This window comes from Vibrio hangzhouensis (assembly GCF_900107935.1).
Lineage (GTDB): Bacteria > Pseudomonadota > Gammaproteobacteria > Enterobacterales > Vibrionaceae > Vibrio > Vibrio hangzhouensis.
This window is the reverse complement of sequence record NZ_FNVG01000004.1, coordinates 49,240-75,205: the sequence shown is the minus strand read 5'-3', so window position 1 is coordinate 75,205 and position 25,966 is coordinate 49,240. Positions and strand designations below refer to the sequence as shown.

General features: G+C 47.2%; 29 protein-coding genes. 17 read left to right on the top strand and 12 right to left on the bottom strand.

Annotated features, from left to right (window positions below; genetic code table 11):
• Positions 1-97: 97 nt before the first annotated feature.
• The 13 genes from urtB (at position 98) to C4S60_RS05530 (ending at position 10,774) form a co-directional block, all read left to right on the top strand.
• Positions 98-1,723 (top strand): urea ABC transporter permease subunit UrtB, encoded by a 1,626-nt coding sequence (urtB, locus tag C4S60_RS05590; protein ID WP_103879356.1) that lies wholly within the window; start codon positions 98-100, stop codon positions 1,721-1,723.
• A gap of 11 nt (positions 1,724-1,734) precedes the next feature.
• The gene (gene urtC, locus C4S60_RS05585) at positions 1,735-2,883 is read left to right on the top strand and encodes an urea ABC transporter permease subunit UrtC (RefSeq protein WP_103879355.1); all 1,149 of its coding nucleotides are present in this window, start codon (positions 1,735-1,737) and stop codon (positions 2,881-2,883) included.
• The gene (gene urtD, locus C4S60_RS05580; RefSeq protein WP_103879354.1) at positions 2,880-3,731 is read left to right on the top strand and encodes an urea ABC transporter ATP-binding protein UrtD; all 852 of its coding nucleotides are present in this window, start codon (positions 2,880-2,882) and stop codon (positions 3,729-3,731) included. Before urtC ends, urtD begins: the two co-directional genes overlap by 4 nt.
• A gap of 1 nt (position 3,732) precedes the next feature.
• The gene (gene urtE / locus C4S60_RS05575) at positions 3,733-4,428 is read left to right on the top strand and encodes an urea ABC transporter ATP-binding subunit UrtE (protein ID WP_103879353.1); all 696 of its coding nucleotides are present in this window, start codon (positions 3,733-3,735) and stop codon (positions 4,426-4,428) included.
• Positions 4,425-5,324: an urease accessory protein UreD gene (locus C4S60_RS05570; RefSeq protein WP_103879352.1), complete on the top strand. Its 900-nt coding sequence runs from the start codon at positions 4,425-4,427 to the stop codon at positions 5,322-5,324. The genes urtE and C4S60_RS05570 overlap by 4 nt, the downstream gene beginning before the upstream one ends.
• A 28-nt stretch (positions 5,325-5,352) precedes the next feature.
• Positions 5,353-5,655 (top strand): urease subunit gamma, encoded by a 303-nt coding sequence (gene ureA, locus C4S60_RS05565; protein WP_103879351.1) that lies wholly within the window; start codon positions 5,353-5,355, stop codon positions 5,653-5,655.
• Between the two features lie 8 nt (positions 5,656-5,663).
• Positions 5,664-5,999: an urease subunit beta gene (locus tag C4S60_RS05560; RefSeq protein ID WP_103879350.1), complete on the top strand. Its 336-nt coding sequence runs from the start codon at positions 5,664-5,666 to the stop codon at positions 5,997-5,999.
• A gap of 44 nt (positions 6,000-6,043) precedes the next feature.
• Entirely contained in the window at positions 6,044-7,747 is a 1,704-nt protein-coding gene (ureC, locus tag C4S60_RS05555) for an urease subunit alpha (RefSeq protein WP_103879349.1), read from the top strand.
• A gap of 20 nt (positions 7,748-7,767) precedes the next feature.
• The gene (ureE, locus tag C4S60_RS05550) at positions 7,768-8,220 is read left to right on the top strand and encodes an urease accessory protein UreE (RefSeq protein WP_103879348.1); all 453 of its coding nucleotides are present in this window, start codon (positions 7,768-7,770) and stop codon (positions 8,218-8,220) included.
• A gap of 56 nt (positions 8,221-8,276) precedes the next feature.
• Entirely contained in the window at positions 8,277-8,849 is a 573-nt protein-coding gene (locus C4S60_RS05545) for a HupE/UreJ family protein (RefSeq protein WP_103879347.1), read from the top strand.
• A gap of 9 nt (positions 8,850-8,858) precedes the next feature.
• Complete coding sequence (locus C4S60_RS05540) at positions 8,859-9,575, top strand: urease accessory protein UreF (protein WP_103879508.1); 717 nt, start codon at positions 8,859-8,861, stop codon at positions 9,573-9,575.
• Positions 9,576-9,628: 53 nt separating this feature from the next.
• The gene (ureG, locus tag C4S60_RS05535) at positions 9,629-10,252 is read left to right on the top strand and encodes an urease accessory protein UreG (protein ID WP_103879346.1); all 624 of its coding nucleotides are present in this window, start codon (positions 9,629-9,631) and stop codon (positions 10,250-10,252) included.
• A 120-nt stretch (positions 10,253-10,372) separates the two neighbouring features.
• Complete coding sequence (locus C4S60_RS05530; protein ID WP_103879345.1) at positions 10,373-10,774, top strand: DUF4345 family protein; 402 nt, start codon at positions 10,373-10,375, stop codon at positions 10,772-10,774.
• Between the two features lie 94 nt (positions 10,775-10,868).
• Here the strand turns inward: C4S60_RS05530 and C4S60_RS05525 are convergent, their stop codons facing one another.
• Positions 10,869-11,027: a DUF3012 domain-containing protein gene (locus C4S60_RS05525; protein ID WP_103879344.1), complete on the bottom strand. Its 159-nt coding sequence runs from the start codon at positions 11,025-11,027 to the stop codon at positions 10,869-10,871.
• A gap of 507 nt (positions 11,028-11,534) precedes the next feature.
• Here C4S60_RS05525 and C4S60_RS05520 point away from each other — a divergent pair.
• Entirely contained in the window at positions 11,535-12,353 is an 819-nt protein-coding gene (locus tag C4S60_RS05520; protein WP_103879343.1) for a MaoC/PaaZ C-terminal domain-containing protein, read from the top strand.
• Positions 12,354-12,492: 139 nt separating this feature from the next.
• The gene (locus tag C4S60_RS05515) at positions 12,493-12,948 is read left to right on the top strand and encodes a hypothetical protein (RefSeq protein ID WP_103879342.1); all 456 of its coding nucleotides are present in this window, start codon (positions 12,493-12,495) and stop codon (positions 12,946-12,948) included.
• 38 nt (positions 12,949-12,986) lie between these two features.
• On the opposite strand, the gene artM is transcribed toward C4S60_RS05515, so the two are convergent.
• The 6 genes from artM to C4S60_RS05485 form a co-directional block, all read right to left on the bottom strand.
• On the bottom strand, positions 12,987-13,658 hold the full coding sequence (gene artM / locus C4S60_RS05510; RefSeq protein ID WP_103879341.1) for an arginine ABC transporter permease ArtM: 672 nt from the start codon (positions 13,656-13,658) through the stop codon (positions 12,987-12,989).
• On the bottom strand, positions 13,655-14,347 hold the full coding sequence (artQ, locus tag C4S60_RS05505; RefSeq protein ID WP_103879340.1) for an arginine ABC transporter permease ArtQ: 693 nt from the start codon (positions 14,345-14,347) through the stop codon (positions 13,655-13,657). Before artQ ends, artM begins: the two co-directional genes overlap by 4 nt.
• A 1-nt stretch (position 14,348) precedes the next feature.
• Complete coding sequence (locus C4S60_RS05500; RefSeq protein WP_103879339.1) at positions 14,349-15,080, bottom strand: arginine ABC transporter substrate-binding protein; 732 nt, start codon at positions 15,078-15,080, stop codon at positions 14,349-14,351.
• A 53-nt stretch (positions 15,081-15,133) separates the two neighbouring features.
• Positions 15,134-15,862: an arginine ABC transporter ATP-binding protein ArtP gene (gene artP, locus C4S60_RS05495; RefSeq protein ID WP_103879338.1), complete on the bottom strand. Its 729-nt coding sequence runs from the start codon at positions 15,860-15,862 to the stop codon at positions 15,134-15,136.
• Positions 15,863-16,205: 343 nt separating this feature from the next.
• The gene (locus C4S60_RS05490) at positions 16,206-17,060 is read right to left on the bottom strand and encodes an arginase (protein WP_103879337.1); all 855 of its coding nucleotides are present in this window, start codon (positions 17,058-17,060) and stop codon (positions 16,206-16,208) included.
• A gap of 6 nt (positions 17,061-17,066) precedes the next feature.
• Positions 17,067-17,801 carry an IclR family transcriptional regulator gene (locus C4S60_RS05485; RefSeq protein ID WP_103879336.1) on the bottom strand — a complete coding sequence of 245 codons (735 nt, stop codon included), beginning with the start codon at positions 17,799-17,801 and terminating at the stop codon, positions 17,067-17,069.
• Positions 17,802-18,319: 518 nt separating this feature from the next.
• On the opposite strand from C4S60_RS05485, the gene C4S60_RS05475 reads away from it, so the two are divergent.
• Positions 18,320-18,847, top strand: coding sequence for a hypothetical protein (locus C4S60_RS05475; protein WP_103879334.1), 528 nt, complete (start codon positions 18,320-18,322; stop codon positions 18,845-18,847).
• A gap of 64 nt (positions 18,848-18,911) precedes the next feature.
• Here C4S60_RS05475 and C4S60_RS05470 read toward each other — a convergent pair whose 3' ends face one another.
• On the bottom strand, positions 18,912-19,487 hold the full coding sequence (locus C4S60_RS05470; protein ID WP_244183025.1) for a porin family protein: 576 nt from the start codon (positions 19,485-19,487) through the stop codon (positions 18,912-18,914).
• Positions 19,488-19,864: 377 nt separating this feature from the next.
• Between C4S60_RS05470 and add the strand changes: the two genes are divergently transcribed.
• Positions 19,865-20,854, top strand: a complete 990-nt coding sequence (gene add / locus C4S60_RS05465) for an adenosine deaminase (protein WP_103879332.1) — start codon at positions 19,865-19,867, stop codon at positions 20,852-20,854.
• 61 nt (positions 20,855-20,915) lie between these two features.
• Here add and C4S60_RS05460 read toward each other — a convergent pair whose 3' ends face one another.
• The 4 genes from C4S60_RS05460 to C4S60_RS05445 all read right to left on the bottom strand — a co-directional run bounded on the left by C4S60_RS05460 (position 20,916) and on the right by C4S60_RS05445 (position 25,960).
• Positions 20,916-23,090, bottom strand: a complete 2,175-nt coding sequence (locus tag C4S60_RS05460; RefSeq protein ID WP_103879331.1) for a TonB-dependent receptor — start codon at positions 23,088-23,090, stop codon at positions 20,916-20,918.
• A gap of 145 nt (positions 23,091-23,235) precedes the next feature.
• Entirely contained in the window at positions 23,236-24,000 is a 765-nt protein-coding gene (gene fecE, locus C4S60_RS05455; protein WP_103879330.1) for a Fe(3+) dicitrate ABC transporter ATP-binding protein FecE, read from the bottom strand.
• Positions 24,000-24,965 (bottom strand): iron chelate uptake ABC transporter family permease subunit, encoded by a 966-nt coding sequence (locus tag C4S60_RS05450; protein ID WP_103879329.1) that lies wholly within the window; start codon positions 24,963-24,965, stop codon positions 24,000-24,002. Before C4S60_RS05450 ends, fecE begins: the two co-directional genes overlap by 1 nt.
• Positions 24,962-25,960 carry a FecCD family ABC transporter permease gene (locus tag C4S60_RS05445; protein ID WP_103879328.1) on the bottom strand — a complete coding sequence of 333 codons (999 nt, stop codon included), beginning with the start codon at positions 25,958-25,960 and terminating at the stop codon, positions 24,962-24,964. Before C4S60_RS05445 ends, C4S60_RS05450 begins: the two co-directional genes overlap by 4 nt.
• Between the last annotated feature and the right edge of the window lie 6 nt (positions 25,961-25,966).

Here is a 25,966-nt window from a genome sequence, read left to right as displayed (position 1 = left end):
CCCTTCGGTACCTCTGACTGCAGTAAACAGGCAGAGGTACTTTTCATTTCTGTTTGAGCAAATCACGGTAACTCAGACAGCCAAAAGGACGCATTTCATGAAAATCATAACTCAGTTATTGAAAGCGGTGGTGTTCCTTATTTTGAGCACTCACGTTGCGTTGGCTAACGTAAGTGACCGGGAGTCTTTTACCCAGGCACTCATAGCAAAGAACAACCCTCAAAAAGAGGCAGCGATGGCATGGATCGTTGCACATGAACCTAATGCGATTGCCAAATCCGTCCTAACAGCATGGCTGCAAGGCGATCTTTATTATTTTAATGACAAGCAAAGTGAGCGGTATCAGGCTTTGTACGTCTCAACGGACATTAAAAAAGCACAAGAGGCCAAAAGCGCCTGGAGTGAAGAAACTCTGGCGATTGAATCTTCCCGTCAGTTTAAAAAAATCAGAGTCAACAATAAACTGCGTGGTTTGATCCGATTGGAGATCGCGTCTCTTGGTCTGTCGCATCAAGAGGCGTCTGTCCGATTGAATGCGGTCAGCGCTTTATTGGGGCAGAGCGATGATGCCGTGATGGCCAGGTTGCAGCAGCGTATACAGTTGGAAACGGATGACGATGTACTTGCCATGCTCAGGTTGGCGCTCGCAATAGATCACGCACTTGTCGGAGAGACACCAGCAGAGCGAATTTCCGCGATAGGGACACTTTCCGACTACAAGCAGGCAGTGGTTCTGCAAACTCTAAATAGTATTCTGAACACGGAAAAAGATGACACCGTATTGACGGCGGCACAACGCGCGTTAGCGAGTTATCAACAAAGTCAGCAGCTTTACTCCGGAGTTGAAACGGTTTTCTTTGGCTTAAGTTTAGGTTCTGTGCTTGTTTTAGCTGGTATCGGTCTGGCCATCACGTTTGGTGTCATGGGCGTGATCAATATGGCTCACGGCGAGCTTATAATGATTGGTGCTTATACCACCTATGTGATGCAGCAATTGATGCCGAATCAGATTGGATTAGCGCTCATTCTGTCTATTCCTATGGCCTTTATAGTCTCAGGTCTGGTCGGCATCGTTATCGAGCGCAGTGTAATTCGTCACCTTTACGGCAGACCACTGGAAACGCTTCTCGCCACATTTGGTATTAGCCTGATCCTTCAACAAGCGGTGCGTTCCATTTTCTCACCTCTCAACCGTTCAGTTAGCACACCGGACTGGATGTCGGGTGCCCTTGAGGTGAATCCGATGCTTTCTCTGACTTACAACCGACTCTACATCATCCTGTTTTGCGTCATGGTGTTTATTGGACTGGTTATGGTTCTCAAGAAGACGCCTCTGGGGCTACAGGTTCGTGCTGTATCGCAGAACAGAGCGATGGCGCGAGCAATGGGGATCCGCTCCGAACGCGTGGATGCACTGACCTTCGGTCTGGGATCAGGCGTAGCGGGAGTGGCAGGTGTGGCTTTGTCACAATTGACCAACGTTGGTCCGAATATGGGGCAAGCATACATCATAGATTCATTCATGGTTGTGGTATTTGGTGGGGTTGGAAACCTGTGGGGCACGCTTGTCGCCGGACTAAGTCTGGGTCTGTTCAATAAGATCCTTGAGCCATGGGCAGGTGCAGTGTTAGCTAAGATCCTGGTTCTGGTCTTCATCATTCTGTTTATTCAAAAACGTCCCCGTGGGCTATTCCCCCAGCGCGGTCGAGCGGCTGAAGGTTAAGGGCAATCATTATGCAATCAAAGTCTTTTGTGTTATCGGCCATGCGAGGCGACCGAGGTGGCCTCATTACGGTGTTGGCGATATTAGCAGCAGTAGTACTTGTACCATTGGCCAATACTCTGCTGCCTGTAGGTCATCCATTCTATGTTGAGACGTTCACCATCTCTTTGATGGGTAAGTACCTGAGCTACGCCATGCTGGCACTGGCGGTAGATCTAGTGTGGGGTTACCTGGGTATTCTCAGCCTCGGTCACGGCGCGTTCTTCGCGTTGGGTGGTTACGCCATGGGTATGTACCTGATGCGTCAAATTGGTGACCGAGGGGTTTATGGCAATCCGCTTCTTCCAGACTTCATGGTGTTTTTGAACTGGAAAGAACTGCCCTGGTTTTGGCATGGTTTTGACCAGTTCTGGTTTGCATGTCTGATGGTGGTTCTTGTCCCCGGAATACTGGCGTATGTATTTGGTTATCTGGCCTTCCGGTCTCGCGTATCCGGAGTCTATTTGTCGATCATGACACAGGCGCTGACTTACGCCCTGATGCTGGCATTTTTCCGAAACGAGATGGGATTCGGTGGTAACAACGGTTTGACCGATTTTAAAGATATTCTTGGCTACAGTTTGCAGCAAGATGCCACAAAAATCGCCTTGTTTATGGTCACGGGAGTTGCATTGGTGATCAGTTATTTAGTGTGTCGAAGCGTGATAAGCAGTCGATTGGGACGCGTCTCTATGGCCATTCGTGATACGGAATCGCGAACACGTTTTATGGGCTATGACGTCGACGGCATTAAGTTATGGGTTTTCGTTCTCTCTGCGGTTATTGCAGGTATAGCGGGTGCCTTGTATGTGCCACAAGTCGGAATTATCAATCCCGGAGAGTTTGCACCCCTGAATTCGATTGAAGTCGTGGTTTGGGTTGCCTTAGGTGGGCGAGCAACCTTGTTCGGGGCGATTGTCGGAGCCCTTGTTATTAACTATGCCAAAAGTTGGTTTACGGTTGAGTTTCCAGAGGTCTGGCTATTTGCTCTTGGTGGTCTGTTTGTACTTTCCACCATGTATTTCCCGAAAGGGCTCATCGGTTTTCTATCGGACAAAATTCAGTTGGCGCGGAAAAAGGTGAAGCCTGGAAAGAAAGGCAGTGAGGAGGTCACAGTATGACAACACTTAATCGAGCGCGGCAATTCAAAGAATCGGTTCAGGAAATGACACGCAGAGACGAAGTGTTCTCATTTTTAAAGCCTGAACGTCACCCGTTGATTGATACTCGTCACAACATTCTTTTGTATGTAGAAGGCGTTAATAAAAGTTTTGATGGCTTTAAAGCGATCAATGACCTCAACCTCTATATCAAAGAAGGGGAATTGCGTTGCATCATTGGTCCGAACGGCGCGGGTAAAACCACCATGATGGACATTATCACAGGTAAAACAAAGCCAGACACGGGACAGGTTTGGTTGGGTTCGAACATCAACCTGCTGAAAATGAATGAATCAGAAATCGCCAATGCAGGGATTGGTCGTAAGTTCCAAAAACCAACGGTCATAGAGTGTCTCACAGTGTGGCAAAACCTCGAGTTGGCGATGTCCGGAGTCCGTAATGTTTGGGGAACTTACACCGCTCATCTTTCATCCGAGCAAAAGGACAAATTGGAGTCGGTGCTGGAGCTGATTCATCTCAAAGATAATGCTGCGCTCAGTGCAGGTAACCTTTCACACGGTCAGAAGCAGTGGTTGGAAATCGGTATGTTGCTAATGCAAAACCCCAAACTTTTGTTGGTTGATGAACCTGTGGCCGGAATGACTCACCAGGAAATGGACAGAACCTCGGAGTTGCTCAACTCACTGGCAGGTAAGCATTCTGTTGTGGTGGTTGAACACGACATGGACTTTGTGCGCTCTATCGCCAGTCACGTCACCGTACTGCATCAGGGGCATGTACTGGCAGAAGGGACCATGGATGATGTTCAGTCTCATCCGGAAGTCAAACAGGTCTATTTAGGGGAATAATATGTTGCAGATTCAATCGTTAAACCAGTTTTATGGGGAGAGTCATACCTTGTGGGATCTCGACATGTCGATTCCTGAGGGGAAATGTACCGTTCTAATGGGCCGAAATGGTGTCGGTAAAACCACACTATTGCAATGCATTATGGGGTTGGTCAAGGTCAAGAGTGGCGACATCCAACTGAATGGAGAGTCGCTGTTAAAGCATGATGCCGAAACGAGACCAAGAATGGGCATTGGCTATGTTCCCCAAGGTCGACAAATCTTTCCCATGTTGACGGTTCAGGAGAACCTTGAGGTAGGTCTGCCAATACGCGACAAGGGTGATCGCAAGATCCCGGAGTTTATTTTTGATTTGTTTCCAGTGTTGAAAGAGATGCTTCACCGTCGTGGAGGGGATCTGTCAGGAGGACAGCAGCAGCAGCTGGCCATCGGCAGAGCACTAGTTGTGAACCCGAAGCTTTTGATCTTGGATGAGCCCACGGAGGGGATCCAGCCCAACATTGTGCAGGAGATTGGAGATATCATTCGAATGCTGAACGAAAAGCTGGGGCTTACCGTACTGTTGGTGGAGCAGAAACTGCCGTTCGCGCGCAAAGTCGGGGATCAATTCTGCATCTTGGATCGTGGACGTCAGGTCGCGGAAGGTGATATGTCGGCACTTAACGATGCGTTGATTAAGGAGTATCTGACAGTATGACGATTGCTCTTGAAACATCAGTGGCGGTGCAATCCGGTTTGGGGCAGGTGATTGACGCTCACACGGAATTTGGCTGGAAAGCGAGACTGCAGTTAGGCTTTGTGAACCGGGGCGACAAAACGGTGCTTAAGCACCGTTCACAACAGGGACCACTGGCGATTCAGCGCCCACTCTACCCGGAGGGCAACCCTTGCCATACCTATCTGCTCCACCCCCCAGGAGGGGTGGTTGGTGGCGATACTCTGCAAATTAAAGTCAGCGCAGAGAAAGGTGCTCAGGTGCTGGTTACCACCCCCGGTGCCACAAAGTTCTACCGCTCTGATAATAAGTACGCGAAGCAACAACAAATCTTGTCCGTGGATAAAAGCTCACGACTAGAGTGGTTGCCGCAAGAGAATATCTTTTTTCCAGAATCACACGTTCGCTTGGATACTCAAGTGCATCTGGAAAGCGGTGCACAATTTTTGGGCTGGGAGATGCACTGTTTTGGTCGTCCTGCACTAAATGAGGGATACGATGCTGGTCATTTAATTGGAAAAACAGAGATTTATCTGGATGGGAAGCGATTACTGACCGAGGGGTTGAATTTTAAAGGTGATGATAACTTATTGAAAAATAAAGGCCTGCTTGGCTACCAAATGATGGGCACGGTTTATATTTTGATCGAAGATGATGAATTTTCTCAGTTGGTACAGAGCTTGCTCAATAACATGCAACAAGAACACAAAGAGAGTGCATTGTTAATTGCTGCGAGCCAGTTAGAAAATTTGTTAGTGATCAGAGCGCTAGGTAACTGGAGCGAAGTGATCCTGAACTGTTTTCAGAAAATCTGGCAGTTAGCGAGAGAGCATTGGACCGGGGAGTGTCCTTACCCACCAAGGATATGGGCAACGTAATCATTCGTACAAGAATATAGGCTTATCAATGGAATTGACCCCTAGAGAGAAGGACAAACTGTTGATCTTTTGCGCGGGTATGTTGGCAAAACAGCGTAAAGAGAGAGGTTTAAAACTCAACTATCCTGAATCCATCGCATTTATTTCCAGCGCTATCCTGGAAGGTGCCCGTGAGGGCAAGACAGTCTCGGAGCTGATGGATTTTGGGCGCACCTTACTGACAACAGATGACGTTATGGAAGGGGTGCCTTCCATGATTCCTGATGTTCAGGTCGAGGCGACCTTCCCCGATGGCACCAAATTGGTGACCGTTCACGAGCCCATTGTGTAGGAGGCGTTATGGCAGGTTCATCACGAAAATACAATGGCTTTGTACCTGGACAGGTCGAGACAGTCAAAGGTGACATTGAACTCAACGTAGGCAGAGAAACAGTCACTGTCAAAGTAGAAAACCTGGGCGATCGTCCGGTTCAAATCGGTTCTCATTACCATTTTTTTGAAGTCAACGAAGCTCTCAGCTTTGACCGTGAGCTCGCTCTCGGCTTTCGTTTAAACATTCCCGCAGGCACTGCGACCCGCTTCGAACCGGGACAATCGCGTACCGTAGAACTGGTGGCGTTTGCTGGTAAGCGCGAAGTGTATGGTTTTCAGGCCAAGGTAATGGGCAGACTGTAAGCAGTCAGCCAAAGTGCCAAACTCGATAACAATAAGGAAAAATCATGGCGAGGATATCCAGACAGGCATACGCTGAGATGTTTGGTCCTACGGTAGGGGACCGGGTGCGCTTGGCGGACACCGAATTGTGGCTAGAGGTGGAGCAGGACCTCACGGTATATGGTGATGAGGTGAAATTTGGTGGTGGCAAAGTCATTCGTGATGGCATGGGACAAAGTCAGCGACCCAGCAGTGAAACACCGGATTTAGTCATCACCAATGCGCTGGTTTTAGATTACTGGGGCATCATTAAGGCGGATGTCGCCGTCAAAAACGGTCGGATTCAGGCGCTCGGTAAGGCAGGGAATCCCGATATTCAACCCGGTGTCGACATTATAGTGGGGCCCGGTACGGAAGTTCTGGCTGGTGAAGGTGCCATTTTGACGGCAGGGGGCATTGATTCACATATCCACTTCATCTGTCCACAGCAAATCGAAGAAGCGTTGGCATCAGGTGTGACAACGATGATTGGTGGTGGCACGGGACCGAATACGGGAACCAATGCAACGACGTGTACACCGGGGCCATGGAACATGCACCGAATGCTCGAATCTCTGGATCAGTTTCCAATGAATTTCGGCTTGCTTGGCAAGGGTAACGCCAGCCAGCCTGAAGCTTTGCGCGAGCAAGTAACTGCGGGAGCTGTAGGGCTCAAACTTCATGAGGACTGGGGTACAACCCCGGCATCGATCGACACTTGTCTGACCGTCGCCGATGAGATGGATGTGCAGGTTGCCATTCACACCGATACGTTGAACGAATCGGGATTTGTTGAATCGACGTTAGCTGCCATCGGGGATCGGGTGATTCATACCTATCATACCGAAGGCGCTGGGGGGGGCCATGCTCCGGATATTATCAAAGCGGCAGGCGTATCGAATGTACTGCCTTCTTCTACAAACCCAACTCGTCCATATACAGTAAATACGGTTGATGAACACCTGGATATGTTGATGGTTTGTCATCACTTGTCGCCATCTATTGCGGAAGACGTGGCGTTTGCGGAGTCACGAATTCGTCGTGAAACCATTGCGGCCGAGGACATTCTCCATGATTTAGGCGCGTTTTCGATGATTGCTTCTGATTCGCAGGCGATGGGAAGAGTAGGTGAAGTTATTACCCGTACCTGGCAAACAGCCCATAAGATGAAAGTGCAACGGGGAAGCCTGAAAGAGGATTCTAGTTACAGCGACAATTTCCGTCTGAAACGCTATATCGCTAAATACACCATTAACCCGGCAATCACTCACGGCATGGCGCATGAAATTGGGTCTATTGAGGTTGGCAAACTGGCCGATTTGGTGTTGTGGAAACCGGCGTTTTTTGGAGTGAAACCCAGTGTTGTTCTTAAAGGTGGCATGATTGCTATGGCACCGATGGGGGATCCTAATGCATCAATCCCAACACCTCAGCCTGTGCACTATCGTTCTATGTTTGGCAGTTACGGCAAGGCGTCACAGAACACTTCGATGCTATTCGTCTCTCAGGCGGCACAGGACGCGGGAATTGCATCAGAACTTGGTCTAGGCAGCCTTATCGGTGTTGCTAAACAGTGTCGAACCATCAGCAAATCAGACATGAAACTGAATGACTGGCAGCCCAATATTGAAGTGGATTCACAGACCTATCAAGTGAGGGCCGATGGCGAACTTCTGGTGTGTGAGCCGGCTGATGTGCTGCCAATGGCACAGCGCTACTTCTTATTTTGACGGGCTTAGAGGACAGTAAATTGATTGAACTGATAGAAATTACTAACGAGATCACCACTCAACCTCATGCGTTTTTGAGTCTGCCTATCGACAGCCGAATTAAGAGCCGACTCAAGGTGATTCTTGATGATGGTCGGGATGCCGGTTTATTTCTACCGAGAGGCCATATCCTTCGTGGTGGGCAACAACTAAAAAGTAGTTGTGGTTTGGTGATTGAAGTTAAAGCCGCGCCGGAAAAAGTCTCTTCGGTGTACTGCAGCGATTTGCATTTGCTAACTCGGGTTGCCTATCACCTTGGTAACAGGCATGTTCCGCTTCAGGTTGAGTTTGGTTGGGTGCGTTATCAGCATGATCACGTACTGGATGACATGGTTAAAGGTCTGGGAGCCGAAGTGACCACGGAGCTCGCCCCATTCGAACCAGAGGGTGGGGCTTACGGTGGCAAAAGTGGCGGCCATCATCATCACCACTAATTTTTCGCTGACTACGCGCATTTTAAAATAACAATAATCAGGATAAGGAATATTCGATGAAAACAACAATCTACAAACTAGCAACATTATGCACTCTTTTAGTTTCTCCCGGGTTTGCTCTTGCTCACCCAGGTCACCAATCCACGGCTCTTTCTAGTGGTGTCTTACACCCTATCACTGGTGTGGACCATCTAATCATGTTGTTAGCTTTTGGTGCGTTAGTGGGTTGTCTAACAGCAACCAGAACTCAGAAGTCAGGCCTTATTTTCGGGGCACTCGCCATGTTGATGGTTGGCCTGCTTATTGGCAATGTCGTGGGCATGGCATCAGGTGTTGAAATGGCGATTGTGGCTTCGTTATTTGTTGTGAGCGCGTCAATCTGGCAGGTTTTCAGTGCATCACAGAAGATGGTGAAACTCGCGGTGGGGCTGTGTATTGGCATGATGTTCTTTCACGGTTATGCGCACGGTGTAGAAGCACAAGGAACCCTAGGGCTGTTCTCATTAGGAATGGCGTTTAGTGCAACGCTATTGATGATTCTGGGCTCGCAGGTTGGCCGACTAGTCGCGAATCGCTGGATGTCAGTAGGCGTTGCTGCTGCAAGTTCACTTTTTCTAATGGCATCTTAGCTCGTGACTTTGCATGTCAGCACGGCTCTCGACGCTACTTCGGCTAAGGAGACCGACAGCGATGTCTCAAGTTATCGGCTGTTTCAGTTAATTAGCCCCTCACTGCCAATCGGGGGATTCACCTACTCTCAAGGTTTGGAGTGGGCGGTGGAAACCGGTTGGGTAACCCAGCGTGAAACGATGGAGGATTGGCTATGCAATATGCTCTACAGCAGTGTGGCAACTCTGGAGCTGCCCATAATTGATCGCATGTACCAAGCGGTACTACAAGCAGACAATTCACAACTGCAACAGTTGTCGGAGAGGCTGTTCAGCAGTCGTGAAACCAAAGAGTTACGTGCGGAAGAAAAACAACGGGGCCTCGCTCTTAATACGCTGCTGCGTCGACTCGATGTTGCCGTTGACGGGGTTGAGTTAGATGACTACCCCCCAACTCAGCTATTGGGTTTGTGTGTTGCTGCCGTTTATTGGCGTATTGATTTAAACGAATTGAAGAAAGGTTACTTGTGGAGTTGGGGTGAAAACCTGGTGATGGCAGGGGTTAAGCTGGTTCCACTGGGCCAAACCGATGGTCAGATGGCGTTAATAAATATCTCCGATCATTTTGCCAATGCTCTGGAGATAGCAAAGCAGACAGAAGACTGGATGATTGGCAGTTTTACACCAGCAGTATCCATCGCCAGTAGTCTGCACGAGACCCAGTACACAAGACTATTTCGCTCCTAATTTTGGCCTTAGGTTCAGAAAGTAGAGCGACAATAACAAAAATAGGAACAACTATGGAAAGTTACAAGCAACCACTACGCATAGGCATTGGCGGTCCCGTGGGTTCAGGGAAAACAGCGCTACTTGAGGTGCTATGTAAGGCGATTCGAGACAAACTTAACATCGCAGTGGTAACCAACGATATATACACTCAGGAAGATGCAAAAATCCTGACTCGCGCCGAGGCTCTGGAACCTGACAGAATCATTGGTGTAGAGACCGGAGGCTGTCCACATACTGCAATTCGTGAAGACGCGTCGATGAATTTGGCTGCGGTTGATGAGTTGGCTAAGCGTCATAAGAATCTGGATGTGGTATTTGTTGAAAGTGGTGGGGACAACCTTAGTGCGACCTTCAGCCCGGAGCTTGCCGACCTGACCATCTATGTTATTGACGTCGCCGAAGGAGAAAAAATCCCCCGTAAAGGTGGACCCGGCATCACCCGTTCGGATCTTCTGGTTATCAATAAAATAGACCTTGCGCCCTATGTGGGAGCTTCACTTGAAGTTATGGAGCAAGACACTCAACGTATGCGTCCTACTAAACCATTCGTATTTACCAACCTCAAAGAGAGTAAGGGACTGGACACTATCATCGACTTCATTCTGACCGAGGGAATGCTTGAGTTTCATAGTTAAGAATTGAGCGTTTCACTTTTGTGGTCCTGATGAAAATCCCGCATAACGGTTCGACATGTCTTACACTCTTCTAAGGCAACTCTGTTGGCGGGATTTTTGTATAGAAGGAATAATATAGGGATGTTTCAAGCAAAATTGATGGTTTGGATTAGCGCTTTAGTGTTTTTTGGTTATGGTTTTCTGTTTTCTCTCTCGCCAAATACCTTATTTGAGCGCGTAACCGAAAGTGCACTTTTCTCTTACTCTGCCAGTATTGATGTGCGTGCAACGTACGGTGGTATGACATTAGCCATCGGGATCATACTTGCTCTGTTGGTGATTAAACAGGATACTCTGAAACTTTCTGTGATTGCCGCAACCCTACTTGCAGGATTAATGGCTGTGACCCGAATGATGGGGATTGTCGCTGAAAGTCAACCCAATGACACTATGGTGTTCTATCTGGGAACCGAAGTGTTTTTTTCGCTTTGGGGGTTATTTATTCTCTGGAAATTTCCAAAGAGACGCATGTACTTCAAGTAACCTGGTGACTGCTGTGTTACAGGGAAAGAGGGGTAGCAAGAAAAGTAATAAGCGTTCGTGCCAAGATGGCGAACGCTTATTTATTTCGTTCTAACTATTTGAAAATACAGTGCTTAGTGTAGTCGCTGGCTTCGTTAGCGGTCCAGTCGCCTTTAGGCTTTTCCTGCATATCTTTGCACCAGGCTTCGCTACCGACTTCGGTACACGCCATTAAAGGCATGGCAAGTAAGAACATCATTACAACTTTTTTCATCGTTCCCTCGTGTTATTCACTGAACATCGTGTTTGTGTGCAAAATTGTAACTGAAATTCAAGCTGGTGTAACGGCCTGGGTGGAAAATTATGAGGTTAACTAACAGCGCCCTTTCTTTGCTTGCCCAGGTGGACAAAATGTTGAACTAGAATGACTGTGATTTTTAGTTCTGACATCAACTTCTACGTCTTTAACCGATCCCTGAACTCTTGTTAACTGGCACCCTGATAAGCTCAGAATACATAGTGCGAGAATAATGTTTTTCATGTCCACTGCCTTGTTTTGAGTGTTGGTATTAGTACCAATCTTGTCGCTAGAGATATACAGCTGAAGTATTGAGGTCTTTTTGGTAAAGCGTGTCAGCGATGGGTGAGGGGCAGGTGAGTGGAAGGTAAATACCAAATAGTCATATGAAATCGATGGATTATTACTTGTCGTGCTACTGTTACCGAGGTATACGGGTTACACTATGATCATCAATCAGTGGAGGAAGAAAAGGCACACCTGATGCACCTGGAAGTTTCAGAACGTGGGAGTTGCTCGGCTCTGTTAGTGAAGGCGCTGCTCAAGCGAGCAGACGTCAATAAGGATTCAGTGATCGAACCCTTTTCACTGACCTGCAAGGCGTTGTGCTTTAACTCTAAAAAGGTCGATAGGTACTGTCAGTTTTTTGGTTTGAATAACTCCTCTGTTCCACTGCCCTATCTTTTTGTAGCGACTCAGAATGAGCAGCTCATGCTATTTACTCATCCAGAGACCTGTATTCGTCCCCTTGGACTGGTTCATACATACATTGAATTTGAGCAGGCTGAGGCGTTATCCACAGGTGTCAGTTATCAGTTTCAGCTGTCACTGAGTCACCAGTCAACCACAGAAAAAGGCTTAACGTTTGAGGTGCTGGGAGAGCTTTACTCAGGTTCAATCAAAGTCGCTCAGTATCGCTCCGGTTACCTGATGCCCTTGGGTCATACTGCCAGAAGGTCGAAACATACCAGAGTGGATGACAGGCCAGGGTTAAAGTTAGGGTCTAGACTTAGACTGACTGTTTCAGATGCTCGTGCTTACGCGCGGCTGTCTGGTGACTATAACCCCATTCATTTGTTCAATTGGTCAGCCAGACTGTTTGGCTTCAGGCGACCAATTATCCATGGAATGTTTTTGGTTGCCAGGCTGCACGCACAGGCTTCACCTGCAAACCGGGTTATACGTTATGGTTTTAAGCGTCCAGTGTTATTGCCGCAACAACTGTGGTTCGCTGACGTGAATGGACAGACTTGTCTGTTGAATGAACAAAAGAAAATCGTGGTAGAAGCGGAGCACCACTAAGTTGGGTTTAATTTTGCTAACCTGCTGATTTATTGTGTATCATTTTCGGGACTTACGACAAATTGATACAGAACCTGACGAGAAGCGTCCCCTCGGTTAAGTAGAATATTGCAAAGCTTTTATAAAGGTGAGTGATTGAATGTTTCGAATAGTGGCGATGCTTTTTGGTCTGAGTGTGGTGTTTTCTGGATTTGCAATGGCGGATGAAGAAAACACTGAGTCAGATAGCTGGAAAGGTAACGTGGATGTGACGTTTGCAGGGTGGACGGAGCACCTGACCTCAACTGGACGAAATCAGGATAACTATATTGTCGGATTCCGTTACCGTCAATTTGAAGCATTTACACTGATTAATAGCTTTGACAGTCGATCTTACATTCTGGCTTTCCACCCACAATATGAATGGAAATCATGGGCTAAAGTCGGTTTACGGCTTGGCGGGATTAGCGGTTATACCCAAGACGAAAACAAGATACAAGCAGGCGGGATTACGCCAGTAGTAGCGCCCACTCTGACGTTGCATTACCAGCATCTTGGATTTGAAACCGCTTTGTTTACCGATGTATTGGTATTCTCTTTGAAGGTGATGATTTAAGTGGAGCGTTTGCTCCACTTCTCCTGCCACTACATAACTTAGCGTGCCGCTTCAAAAGCCAGGGCTTTCTTCTCAACTTGCCTAAAGATCAAAGTAAGAACGCCATTGACCCCAAGATAGAACAGACCCGCAACGCTGAAGACAACGAGTGTGTCGTAAGTTTGAGCATTGATGCGCTGTGCGTAACCCATGATGTCCATGATGGTAATGGTACTGGCCAGCGATGTGCCTTTAAATACCAGGATCACTTCATTTGAGTAAGCAGGGATAGCTCTGCGAATCGCAAACGGAAGCAAGACGCGAAGCGTTGCTTTCATATCCATTCCTAATGCCCTGCATGCTTGCCATTGGCCTGATGGAATGGCGTTGAACGCGCCTTTAAATAGTTGAGTACTGTACGCTGCCGTGTTAAGTGCGAGAGCAAGCATGGCACAGAACCAAGGCTGGCTTAGCCATGTCCACAAAAAACTCTCTCTAATGACTTCAAACTGCCCCGGTCCGTAGTAGACCAGAAAGATCTGAACCAATAATGGTGTGCCGGTAAAAAGAGTGATGATGCCACGTGTTAGCCAGTGAACTACTGGTGTTCGAAGAATCAAGCTAAGCGTCATCAGCAACGCAAGTAGGCAGCCAACGATCAGTGCCACAACAGTAAGCTGTAGGCTTGTTTGCAAACCATCGACCATTTGCCAAACATGTTGTTGATTCATGCTGTGACTCCTTTATTGCCGACTGTCATTTCTTTTGATGAGAACTTTTTATCTAGTCCTTTTACTGCTTTTTGAGTAATCAGTGTGATGACAAGATAAATCGCCGCTGCGGTCGCATACCAGGTAAACGCTTCATGTGTCGCTGCAGAAGTTAATTGCGCTTGTTTCATTAAATCTGTAACGCCAATTAGTGAGACCAAAGCAGTATCTTTTAATAGGACAAGCCATTGGTTGGTGAGTCCGGGTAGGGCGTGCTTAACAGCTTGTGGAAGCACAATTCTAAAGAAAACACGCGCACGACTTAAACCTAATGCACTGCCAGCTTCACGCTGACCGCTGGGTACTGCTTTTAGTGCTCCGCGAATGGTTTGTGCCGCATATGAGGCAAAGATCAACGATAGTGCAATAACACCTGCTAAGAACGGGCTAACCTCAATGAAATCTCCCGTGATCAAAAACAAGACTTGCGTGGAACCAAAGAAGATAAACAGAACGACTAATAGCTCTGGCAAGCCACGAATAATGGTGACAATTGCCGTGGTTGGCCAAGAGATGATTTTATGGCGAGACATCTCACCACCAGCAAAAATGATCGCTAGTACTAAGCCAACCAAAAGGCTGACAAAAGCAAGTTGGATGGTTACCCAACTTGCTTGTACGAGTGACGCAGAGTAACCCGTTAAACCCATATTAGTTACCGAAGTACTTATCGAAAATGGCTTGGTATTCACCGTTCGCTTTTACTGTTTTAAGCGCAGTATTTAACTGTTCAACCAACGCTTGGTTGTCTTTGTTGACGGCAATGCCAAAACCATTACCAAAGTATTTTTGGTTCGTGATTTGGTCGCCAACGTAAGCCAGCTTATCGTCTTTCTTAAACCACTCAGCGACAACAGCCGTATCACCAAATACAGAATCAATACGACCATTTTGCATATCTATGAACGCGTCCTGGTAGCTGCCGTAAGGTACGGCTGTGACACCTGGCATTTGCTCTAATAGGTAGCTTTGGTGAGTTGAACCGTTTTGAACACCAATACGTTTACCTTCAAGATTTGCCTGGTTGGCGATCTTGCCTTTTATTGCGATGAAGGCAGCAGAGTTATCGTAATAAGGGAGGGTAAAGCTCACTTGTTGCTGGCGAGCTTCGGTAATGTCCATACCCGAAATCGCCGCATCGTAACGCTTAAATTTTAAAGCTGGGATCAGACTGTCAAATGCCTGATTATGGAAACTACATTTTGCGTCCATTTGCTTGCAAAGTGCGTTGGCAAGGTCGACGTCAAAACCCTGAATTTCGTTGTTTTCGTCAACATACTCAAACGGTGCGTAGGTCGCTTCCATTGCAAACTTGATTTCTTGTTGTGCCATAGCGCCAGTTGAAGCCAGCCCGATCACTGAGGCAAGTAGTACTTTTTTCATCATTTTTCTCCATAGCGTGTTTGTGCTCTGTCCTGCACAAACCCGATTTCGTATTAGTGCGTTAAATAGTCAGCAAATGCTTGGGTTTGTGGGTTAACAAACGCATCCTTGGTACCATGTTCAACCACCCTGCCTTGTTCGAGATACAGAACATGACTGGCAATTTTTTTGGCAAAATCCACTTCATGGGTTACGACAACCTGAGTGATTCCAGTTTCACTTAACTCATTGATGATATTAACAATCTGAGTCGTAATCTCAGGATCGAGCGCCGCTGTTGGTTCGTCAAAGAGCAAGACTTCAGGCTTCATCATCAATGCTCTCGCGATAGCGACACGCTGCTGCTGACCACCGGATAGTTGTAGTGGCCATGCATCGGCTTTATCAGCGAGTTGAAGTGTGGACAGCATTTTGAGGGCTTCCTGTGTGGCTTGCTCTTTCGAGACGCCTGCAACCTTGGTGGGTGCTTCAATTAGGTTCTCCATCACCGTCATATGCGGCCAAAGGTTGTACTGTTGGAAAACCATCCCGACTTGTTTGCGAAGCGCTAAACCCTGTTTTTCAGATACTTGTTGATCGAAATCGTAGTTATTGTTCGCAATACTGAGTGCACCGCCATCTGCCGTTTCCAGCAAATTTAGCAGGCGAAGTAGGGAGCTTTTCCCTGCACCGCTTGGCCCGAGTAAAACCAGTGTTTCGCCTTTGCCACATTCAAAGTTGACATCGTGCAGGACTTGAGTGTCACCGTAGAATTTTTGAAGGTTTGTTGCTTGAATACCCATGCTGATTTACTGCATTAAAAATCATTGTGTGGACTATACTATTAAATTAGATATTTATGCAATAAAAATGTATAAAAATTTTAATTGTTAAGATTTTGTATCGTTTTGTGGTTAAATATTGGGCATCTCTATTGTTAGGGTTGGGCTGAGTTTCTGGGAGAGTAGGGATAAAAAAGGCGCTTGGTTAGCAACCAAACGCCTCAGTAATTAAAGGAGATTACCGCTGCTGATTGATCAGGTATAGAACAACTTCCTCAGTATCAGCGAAGGCGTTGGTGTCAGGGTGTACGTGATGGCGCTAACGTTATGCGATTCCCACCATGCGAGTTCAGTAATCTTGTTCTTAGGAAAAAAACAGTCCCGTTTCCTGAACAAGAAGTTGGGTTGGTTTGGAATAAATGTGTTGTTCCTTAGCACCCACAAGCTGAACCAATAGCACTTTATCTGATGCCAAACATTGGCGCAGCACTCGCAATACCATAGCAACATCGAGCTTGTGTTTCTCTAAGTTTGAGTTGTGCCTCGAGATAGAAGGCAGATCGATGGTTACAACCAGTTTGTCGCAGTGGCTGATAAATCGCGCGAGCTGTTCTTTTATCATTGCTCGATTTCTGTAAACCACTTCATTTGAAAGTAGCCAATCACACCCCATATCTTCCGCGTACTCTAACTGTTTTTTATTGCAGCGATTATTGTCGATGCCGATATGAAAAGCGCGGCACTCATTGTATCTGTTAAGTGCGAAATGCAGCATTGAACCGACAGTGACATCAAGACATTGATCGAGCAGCAATTCCGAGTTGATATTTACAATACCAATTTCGTCTTTGTCGATGAGTAGATTGGGAATAATGTCGAGCAAGGTTTCATGGCAATTGGTAATGACCATTGGCATTGCACCTACCGAAAGCTGTTGGTTGAGTTGGCTAGTAAAGTCGAGTTTTGCGACTGGACTTTCAAAGTAAGGTCTTTCAGGGCAGTAGCTGCCCAGAATTGGATAATGTCCAATTTTTCTCATTGAGTGAGATTTTTGCTGTGCACTTAGCCAATCGTAAGCGGTTTCTAACAGGGAGTCAGCGTCTTCAAACTGGGCATTATTCATAGGCTTGATAGCTTCCGATACCGTGAATACGGAAAGTTGGCTTTCTAAAGCAGGATGATAACGGCGTTTCCATAGTTGTTTGAAGACGTTGAGCATAGTGAGTTACCTTTCCGGTGGCAGCGCTCGGGCAGCCTGTAAAACATGTAAAATAAACCTATCCTTGTTGGCTTCAACTCGGTGAGCTGGAGCCATGATGGAAACAGCGCCTACTAATTTCGAACCCTTCATGACCGGAGCACTGATGCCCGTAACACCGGTATCAAATTCGGATGTACTGATTGCAAACCCCTGGCGTCGGATTTGGTCCAGCTCTTCGCTCCAGCCTGGGGCATTGTGTTCTTCGCCAAAGTGACGCAGGATTTTGTCACGGCGTGCCTCTGGCAAATAAGCCAGCATCACTTTAGAAGAAGCGCCTCGAAGCAGAGGTTGGCTTTGTCCTCGAACATAACTGCAGCGCAGTGCCTGAGCGCTCTCTTGCAAACTGACGCAGAGAGCTCTATACCCAACTGGCACCATATAAGCGGCCATTTCTCCGGTCTGTTTTTGCAAACGGAACAATATGCTTTCAATGGCCTCCAGATTGTGGGTGCTCGATTGATAGCTGTGCATCAGCATTAGAGCTGCCGGACCTACGATCAGTGTTTTATCGTATGGGCTTTCTTCGATTAAATTCCACTCTTTAAGTAGCTTTATATGTCGATAGAGGCTACTCAGTGGCACACCCAGTTGCTGACTAAGAGCCTTCGCGGAAATGGGCTCGTCGGAGACCGCCACCTGCATGAGCAGTTGAAGTGGTTTCTCGTTTACCTGAGTGGTCGGTTGCTGTGTATTTCCCATAGCGATTGTTATCTAACATAAAAAAGTGATAGGCAATTTATATTCCTGCTGAATAAGAAAGGGAACAAAATTGTCTGTCATCTTTCTCATACAATGAAAAATCACCCGATTCTTACAATGAATCATGTTGTTCGTTATCAAGATCTTTGACGTGAAAAATGGGTAGTCTGGACCAAGATACTAAACAAAGAATGCCGATAATGGAGGATTGGACATGGAATTGGTATGTGGGACATGCAGACAGTTTGTGCGTCAGAGGCAGCATCAGAATGACTTGTGCAGTGCCTGGGGAAACCCGACCACGATAAAAAGAGCGGCATGTGAGTTTTGGATGCCGAAGGGCGGCGTTCTCTTTGAAATCAATAATAAAGACAAAGTACGGAATAAGGACTGAACCTCTAAAATGCCTTGGAGTTAGCCAGATTCGTAAGGGTTTTGTCAAACTTGCTGCCAAGGTTTTGACTATTTATTTGAAGCTCAATACATTCGAGCGCTTGAGCAGTTACTTTAAGAACAGTATGACGAACAAGCGATCGAAAATCATTCCGGGTTTGTGTCTGATGGCACTATTTGGTGCACTAAGCGGTCAGGCTCTTGCAAAGGAAGAATACAGGAAAACTTCTGTACTGGCGGGGTTGTCTTTTCTCAATGCAACCCAGGGTTATACTTTGGGCGTTTACCAACTAAATGGGCAAGGCAGCTGGGGGTTTGGTGCAGGCCTGGACTTTGGCAAATTCGATGAAAATCCAGACGGAGGTTACTACCTCAAATCTGATTTTTTAGCCGCGAAGCTGGCGATGACATACGGTATTACTGACAATATCTATATTGCCCCCAATATCGGGATTGTGCACTCTAAGCTCGACCGCAGTTACTACTATGCGGGTCGACCACATATGGACAGTCACACCTCCAATGGCTTAACGCCGGGCGTTGAGTTCATTGTGGAAAATAAAGGCTGGACTGGCAGTGTCGGTATTAGTCACTTGCCTCTTGTCGATCGCAATGAAACGGCATTTAGTGCTAAAGTTGGTTGGTCATTCTAGAGTAAAAAAGCCACTTCTGGAGACAGAAGTGGCTTTTTGCTAGCTAACTGACGTGTTGGCGTTATTAGAATTTGTAAGATGCGCCCAGATAGAAGGAACCAACAGAGAACGTTGTAGAAGTACCGTTTATTGGCTCTTGTACAGAGAATGCATCAGCTTCATAAGCCATACGAACAGCTAAACCATCGATTTGTTGTGGTGCATATTCCAAACCCAACCCGTAGCGGAATGCTGAACCAGAGTCATTTTCGAATGCCTTATAACCTTCTTCATTCAGACCCAGATAAGACAGCCCAAGAGTAGCAAAAGGGCGTAGACCGATATCAAACGTATAACCAAGATTTGCTGCTAATGAAAGTGCGCTAGGATTCCATGAGTAACCATTCAGGTGCGAGTCACTGAACTTACCGTACTTAGTGTAACCGCCTTCCAAAGCAACGATTCGATTGAACTGATACCCACCATATACTTTAAAAGCACGGTCGCCTTTTAGGGAAGGCAGAAACGCATAATCCAGATTATCCAGTTTACTTTCAGTTAGACCAAAACCACCACCGACATAGAAACCCGGGTCGGTTGCGCCAGCAAACGCGCTTGACGCAAAAAGTGTAGTAAGTGCTAACGCCACTGCTTTTTTCATTATGTTACCTATTAATAATTAGAGTCATTGAATACGGGGCGTACTGTAATGAAATCTAATGGTGAGATCTGTGCAGGAAATGTCGCGATTTGTGCGGGCTGTGTCTTAAATCTGTGGATGATTACAGGAATGAATTTACAAACGGAATAGCAAACGTTTACGCATTAAAAGGTGATGTAAATCACGAAAAAATAGGTGGTTGCTGTGGCTTTGTATTACGTTTATCAGTATAACTGCGTTCTATTCCCTTGAATTCGGTGAAATGACTCATGTATGTTGGTTGTGACGATATCACCAGTTCGTTAGCCTTTCTGCACGGAGTCGGAATAAATGCATGGAAATTCTGAGGCTTATCAATTATTCCAAGAGAGGTAACGATGAACTATAAACAACTTCCAAAAATCGACCTTCATTGTCATCTAGATGGCAGTGTTCGCCCTGAGACCATCCTTGAACTGGCAGCACAACAAGACATCGTATTACCAAGCTCAGACGTTAATGTTATCCGTGACATGATGATCGCACCGGAAACATGCCCAAACTTGATAGAATATCTCAAGCGTTTTGATCTGCCTCTATCGGTTATGCAGACGGAAGAAGCACTGGAGCGCATCGCATTTGAAGTGTACGAAGATGCTGCGTTAGAAAACGTTAAATATATGGAAGTGCGTTTTGGGCCGCTGCTTCACCGTGAGAAAGGTTTGACTATTGAGCAAATCATCGGTGCCGTGGTCAGGGGCATGAAGCGTGCTGAAACGACTCATGGAATTAAGGGCAACATCATTCTGTCTTTACTACGCCATATGCCAACAGATGAAATCAAAGACGTTTTGGATGCGGGAGCAGAATTTCTTGGCAAAGGGGTCGCCGCCTTTGATTTGGCTGGTGGTGAGGAACTTGGCTTCTGTGAAAGATTCATTCCTTCTGCTCAGTACGCGAAGGAGAAGGGATTTCATGTCACCATTCATGCCGGTGAGCAAGGGGAAGGGCAAAACGTTTACGATGCGATTACCATGCTCGGTGCAGAGCGTGTTGGTCATGGCATTCACATTGCTACCCATGAGCAGGCGTTTGCGTTAGTGCATGCCAAGCAAGTAGCACTGGAAACCTGTCCAAGCAGTAACGTACAGACCAAAGCTGTAGAGAATATGCAAGTGCATCCTATTGAGGATTTCCGTCGACGCGGTATTCCGGTGACGATTAATACAGATAATCGTACGGTGTCTAACACGACCATGACGAAAGAAGTTCAGATCGTGATTGAGCAGTTTAATCTGTCGGAGGAAGATTATCTGCATATCTATCACAACAGCGTTAATGCAGCCTTCACCGATAAAGAAACCAAAGAGCAATTGCTCGCAGTTTAGCCTAACGAAAAAAGCCCGCTTGATATAATAGCGGGCTTTTTTGATGCGTTTTCGGCGCAGCTTAGAAGTCGATTTCGTAGCCTAGGCTAAAGGTGCGTCCACGACCTGAAAAGTAATAGGCATTGTGGTGTCGAATTTGACTGAAGTAGTTGATGTACTGCTCATTGAAGAGGTTTTCGATACCAACACTGACTCGACCGTAGCTCTGCATATCATAGAACATAGAAAGATCCATTAATCCGTAGCCATCAAACTGCTGAGCGCTACCGGCAGCGTTCTTTTCTTTTGTTCTGGAGAACATGTGGTTGTACTGAACACGACCATTCAGGCGATCAGAGAAGCTGTGATTGACGGCAACAAGCAAGCGATCAGGAGACAGGTTTTTTAGGTCCATGTCACTGTCTACTTTACCATCCTGATTGGTATCAACCTGACCTTCTACGTGTGCATACAACGCCTGAATTTGGGTTGTCGGTAACACGTTGTAAGTGGTGGTAAACTCGTAGCCTTTGATGTCGGTACGTTGGCGAACCACGTCATAGGTACCACCGCTGTTAAGGCTCAGGTTGGCGCCGTCTTTGGCAATCGACATGTAGGTGCTGCCACTGACAAACAACTTGTCATTGCTGTAGCTCAGTCCAACTTCGTAGTTATCGGTAACCACAGGTTTTACGGCTGGCATGGTATTGAAGTCAATTGGCGCTCCGCCAACTGGGGCGTCGACATTCGGACCACCGATCCAATTTCCGCGTAATACACGGCCAATATCGGGTAAACCAAAGCCCTGACTAAAGCCAACGAAAGAGCTGACATTGGAAGTGAAGTCGTAGACGGCTCCGGCGTTGAATACTGCCTGAGAAAAGTTTTGTTCACCGCCAATAATGTCGACCTGGCGGTACCCACCGTTGCCGTAACCCCACAGAGTTTGCCCATCGGCCACTTTGACCTTAGTGTTTTCGAAGCGTACGCCGCCGGACAGACGCAGTGAGTCTGTCACCAATACGTCACCCTGAACAAATGGCGCAAGGCTCTGATACATCATATCGGGAGTGACGTCCTTGCCTGATTGTGTCAACGTTTGTTTTGTCGTGTCTTCCAGTCCATCGAGACCAATGACCCAACTGTCGTCCCAGCCGAGTAAATCGGTTTTTACGTAGCTGAGTTTGAAACCCTTCTTCGTTGAAACTATGGCACCTTGATCGTATTGTTTGTCTGGAGTTGGCCACCATGATGCCTGGCCGTAAACTGCTTCAAAATCTTGATAAAAAGCCTGGAATTTTAATTCACCGCCAAGGAAGTCGTAGTGATCGTAGCCAATGTTGTACAGCTCGGCATAATTGGATGTTGGGTCTCCGTCAGGCGTGCCCGGAACCACGGTTCCCGGAATACCATTCTGCCAGTCTCCAGGGACACTCACATAGTTCTGATTACCTTGTAACTTGTAACGACTGGCGCTGAAGCTGACTCGCTGATTGCCGCCATCAAAGTTGTAGCCACCTTTCGCCAGAAAGTTTGTTGCGTTTGAGTCCTGAGTTTCGCCCTGAATAGAGTTCATCCCAATAGGATTGCCATTGCCATCGTAATAGAGTCCCTGACGGTCCCACGAACCGCCGATGAAAAGGTCATAGTCTTCATCGTACTGACTCAGGTTATAGTAGACTTTTCCGCCGGTTCCATCCTCTTTAAGGTTTGAGGTCACACGGGTACCTATGGTTTGTTTCCAGTGGTCGCCTGGTTTCGCGCTTTTTGTTACATAGTTGATGATACCGCCCGTTGCTCCGTTCCCCTGAACAGCACTTGCGCCTTGCACCACTTCCACACGCTCGAGCATTGATGAGTCAACGGTATAACCATTACGGTTACCATTACGTAGAGGGTTGTTCTGGGGCACGCCATCAACCATGATAAGAGCGGTACGGCCTCGTAGATTTTCACCTTGAGTAGAAAGCTTTTGGCGACTTGGTGTCATCCCCGGAACAAGGTTTGCAATCACACTGGTTAAGTCGTCGGAGACGGCTGTTTGCTGTTTTAATTCTTGTTCGGAAATTACATAGATCGAGCCTGGGATTTTATCGGCATCCTGGCTGTATCGAGTGGCGGTGACCACCATGTTTTCATCCGTTTTTTTGATTTCGGTAGTTTGCTCTTGTTTTACATCATCCGCAGCGAGTGCTTGTCCGACTGATAAGGCGAGTAGTGAAAGGGATAAAACTCTATTCCCAGTTCGAGTTGCCATATGCTTTTATTACCACTGTATTGTTAAAGGATGGCAATGATAGTGCGCCTGATAATAATTATCAATACCGTTATTGATATGTTGGTAAGGCTATTGATAGGTGTTTGAAATGACTTATAACATCTCTGTCAATTTACCATGAGGATTACTTAGGTACACACATAGGAGTACCGGAAATGGGATCTTTTATCACGATGGCATCCAGATCAAACACGTCTTGCAGCAAAGCTTGAGTGAAGACCTCGGAGGGGTCTCCATCGAGTACTAATTTTCCATCTTTCAGCACGACAAGGTGGTCGCAATAGCGGCAGGCTTGATTGAGGTCGTGTAACACCACAATGACGGTTTTTCCTTGTTGGTGCATGGTCTGCATCATTTTCATCAACTCAATTTGATGAGATAAATCAAGGTAAGTTGTCGGTTCGTCCAGCATGATGACTTCGGTGTCCTGTGCCACTATCATAGAGATCCAGGCGCGCTGACGTTGCCCACCGGATAATGCGTCGACTGGAGTTTCTTGCAGCTCGCTTACTCCAGTAGAGACCATTGCTCTGGACACCATTGCGTGGTCGTTATCAGTGAGTTTTCCCCAATGGGAGGCATAGGGTGCGCGACCGTACTCGACCAGTTTTCGAACCGTTATTCCCTCAGGACTGGTATGAGTCTGTGGCAGCATCGACAGCCGTTGCGCAAGAGATTTGGTTGCAAACTCGTGTAGCGGTGTTGTGTCCAGCAACACTTCCCCTGACTTAGGCTTATTTATTCGCGCAAGTGTTTTGAGAAGCGTCGATTTACCACAACCATTGGGTCCAATGAGTGCGGTGATCTTGCCTTTGGGTATGGTAAGACTGAGATTTTCGATAATGGTGTTATCGCCATAAGCAACATATAGGTTTTTTACAGACAGCATTACCAGCCCTTGTATCGTTTTAACAGAAAGATGAAATAAGGCGCGCCAATCACCGATGTTAGTACGCCTGCCGGAAGTTCTATTGGCGGTGCAATCCCTCTGGCTATGGTGTCGGCAATGAGAACAAGAAGTGCGCCAATAGATGCGGCGCCGATAAGCAGTGCTTTGTGATTATGCCCAAAGAGTAACCGTGATAAGTGCGGGGCGAGCAGACCCACAAAGCTGATGGTACCCGCAATAGAGACACTGAGACTGGCCAGCATTACGGCACTCATCAAAGCCGCAGCTTGAACGCGATCCAGTTCGATACCTAATGATATTGCCGACTCGTCGCCCAGCCCAATAATATCGAGTCGCCACGCTAACCACATAGAGTAGGGCAGCAATGTCAGTAGCCCAATCCAGATGAAAGGCATCTGTTCCCAACCTCGACCCCACAGGCTGCCGGTTAGCCATATCATAGCGGTATTGATTTCGATGGGATGCACCACTAGTAAATAGTCGATGCCGCTGGCTAAGAACGCGCTGATGGCAATCCCGGTCAACGCCATACGGGCAGGAGGAAGATTAGCCTGCTTTGCTATGACGATAAGTAGCAGTCCAACGGAGACCCCTCCTATCATGGCGGCAATAGGCAAGCTCCATACGGGAGCGCCGGGAAAAACAGTGAGAAGTAGGGTGGCGACAAAACCTGCACCCGCGCTGACACCAATCAGATCTGGGGAGGCCAAGGGATTGCGGATTACGCCCTGTACCAGAGCTCCGGATATACCGAGACCCGCACCGACACCTAGCGCAAGAATTAGACGTGGTAAACGATATTGATTGACGACAAAGTCAAACTCACCGCCGGCGACGATAGCACTGACGACTTGTGTAATGGACAAGTTTGCGACACCAGTAAGCATACTGACAATGGCTATGATTATTGTGAGCAGTGCGAGAGTGATCCAACGAGTGTTCATGAATTAAGACGGCTCTTAACAGAAATGAAAATAAAAAAAGGTGTTCCGATTAAAGCGGTAACAACGCCTACGGGGGTTTCTGTAGGGAAGGCCAAACCTCTCGCCATTGCATCTGAAAGCATAATAAGGGTCGCCCCAAGTAGGGCGCAGGCAGGGATCAAAGCGAAAAAATTGTGTCCCGTTAGTCTTCTGGCAATATGTGGGATGAGTAGCCCGACAAAACCGATAGGTCCGGCGATAGACACACTGACACTGGTTAGCAAAACGATAGCGCTACACGCAAGCAAACGAATTAGTGTCGTGTTGACACCCAGTCCGGTTGCTACATCGTTGCCCAATATCAGCAGATTGAGCGGATGAGCTAGCGACCATGCCAGAATCAGTCCCAGGAAACTGAAAGGCAACAACTGATGAAACGCTGCCCAATCGAGGGTACTAATTGAACCAATCAGCCAAGATTGGACGCTGTAAGCCTGGTCATCGGCAAGAATGATGGTTGCCCGAGTTAAGCCGAGTAATAAAGCATTGACAGCGATGCCCGCAAGGATGAGTTTGACTGGATGCGGGCGGTTATCGAAAAAACCGCCTAAATAAATCACAATTAATCCGCTGGCAATACTGCCCATTGCCCCCGCGACAACGGTCGGAACAGGCAAAGAGAGGACACCAAAACTACTCAGGACGATGAACAGAGCTGCGCCGGAGTTAATAGCCAACACCGATGGCGAGGCAAGAGGGTTCCGTGTCAGCCCCTGCATCAGCACCCCAGCGACGGCGAGATTCGCGCCAATCAATGCACCGCTCAGAACCCTTGGCAATCGTAGGGTAGAGATGATTTGTTGCTCAATACTGGTCTCGTCAAAAGACGACCAGAATCCCCATAGAGAGTGCATGGTCAGCTCGAAACTAGACCAGACAATAAGGGAAGTATTGAGCGCGACAAAAGTTGTGGCAAGAAGTGCAAGCCAAAGTTTGTGCTGGCGAGTCAGAAGCATAGAAGA

Coding starts and splice junctions, on each gene's coding strand:
- C4S60_RS05515 (WP_103879342.1), top strand. CDS start 12,493: ATGTTTCGAATAGTGGCGATGCTTTTTGGTCTGAGTGTGGTGTTTTCT.
- ureA (WP_103879351.1), top strand. CDS start 5,353: ATGGAATTGACCCCTAGAGAGAAGGACAAACTGTTGATCTTTTGCGCG.
- C4S60_RS05445 (WP_103879328.1), bottom strand. CDS start 25,960: ATGCTTCTGACTCGCCAGCACAAACTTTGGCTTGCACTTCTTGCCACA.
- fecE (WP_103879330.1), bottom strand. CDS start 24,000: ATGCTGTCTGTAAAAAACCTATATGTTGCTTATGGCGATAACACCATT.
- C4S60_RS05520 (WP_103879343.1), top strand. CDS start 11,535: ATGCACCTGGAAGTTTCAGAACGTGGGAGTTGCTCGGCTCTGTTAGTG.
- artM (WP_103879341.1), bottom strand. CDS start 13,658: ATGAATCAACAACATGTTTGGCAAATGGTCGATGGTTTGCAAACAAGC.
- C4S60_RS05530 (WP_103879345.1), top strand. CDS start 10,373: ATGTTTCAAGCAAAATTGATGGTTTGGATTAGCGCTTTAGTGTTTTTT.
- C4S60_RS05470 (WP_244183025.1), bottom strand. CDS start 19,487: ATGAAAAAAGCAGTGGCGTTAGCACTTACTACACTTTTTGCGTCAAGC.
- add (WP_103879332.1), top strand. CDS start 19,865: ATGAACTATAAACAACTTCCAAAAATCGACCTTCATTGTCATCTAGAT.
- urtD (WP_103879354.1), top strand. CDS start 2,880: ATGACAACACTTAATCGAGCGCGGCAATTCAAAGAATCGGTTCAGGAA.
- C4S60_RS05490 (WP_103879337.1), bottom strand. CDS start 17,060: ATGCTCAACGTCTTCAAACAACTATGGAAACGCCGTTATCATCCTGCT.
- C4S60_RS05545 (WP_103879347.1), top strand. CDS start 8,277: ATGAAAACAACAATCTACAAACTAGCAACATTATGCACTCTTTTAGTT.
- C4S60_RS05525 (WP_103879344.1), bottom strand. CDS start 11,027: ATGAAAAAAGTTGTAATGATGTTCTTACTTGCCATGCCTTTAATGGCG.
- urtE (WP_103879353.1), top strand. CDS start 3,733: ATGTTGCAGATTCAATCGTTAAACCAGTTTTATGGGGAGAGTCATACC.
- C4S60_RS05485 (WP_103879336.1), bottom strand. CDS start 17,801: ATGGGAAATACACAGCAACCGACCACTCAGGTAAACGAGAAACCACTT.
- C4S60_RS05560 (WP_103879350.1), top strand. CDS start 5,664: ATGGCAGGTTCATCACGAAAATACAATGGCTTTGTACCTGGACAGGTC.
- artQ (WP_103879340.1), bottom strand. CDS start 14,347: ATGGGTTTAACGGGTTACTCTGCGTCACTCGTACAAGCAAGTTGGGTA.
- urtC (WP_103879355.1), top strand. CDS start 1,735: ATGCAATCAAAGTCTTTTGTGTTATCGGCCATGCGAGGCGACCGAGGT.
- C4S60_RS05475 (WP_103879334.1), top strand. CDS start 18,320: ATGACGAACAAGCGATCGAAAATCATTCCGGGTTTGTGTCTGATGGCA.
- urtB (WP_103879356.1), top strand. CDS start 98: ATGAAAATCATAACTCAGTTATTGAAAGCGGTGGTGTTCCTTATTTTG.
- ureC (WP_103879349.1), top strand. CDS start 6,044: ATGGCGAGGATATCCAGACAGGCATACGCTGAGATGTTTGGTCCTACG.
- ureG (WP_103879346.1), top strand. CDS start 9,629: ATGGAAAGTTACAAGCAACCACTACGCATAGGCATTGGCGGTCCCGTG.
- C4S60_RS05460 (WP_103879331.1), bottom strand. CDS start 23,090: ATGGCAACTCGAACTGGGAATAGAGTTTTATCCCTTTCACTACTCGCC.
- C4S60_RS05500 (WP_103879339.1), bottom strand. CDS start 15,080: ATGAAAAAAGTACTACTTGCCTCAGTGATCGGGCTGGCTTCAACTGGC.
- C4S60_RS05570 (WP_103879352.1), top strand. CDS start 4,425: ATGACGATTGCTCTTGAAACATCAGTGGCGGTGCAATCCGGTTTGGGG.
- artP (WP_103879338.1), bottom strand. CDS start 15,862: ATGGGTATTCAAGCAACAAACCTTCAAAAATTCTACGGTGACACTCAA.
- C4S60_RS05450 (WP_103879329.1), bottom strand. CDS start 24,965: ATGAACACTCGTTGGATCACTCTCGCACTGCTCACAATAATCATAGCC.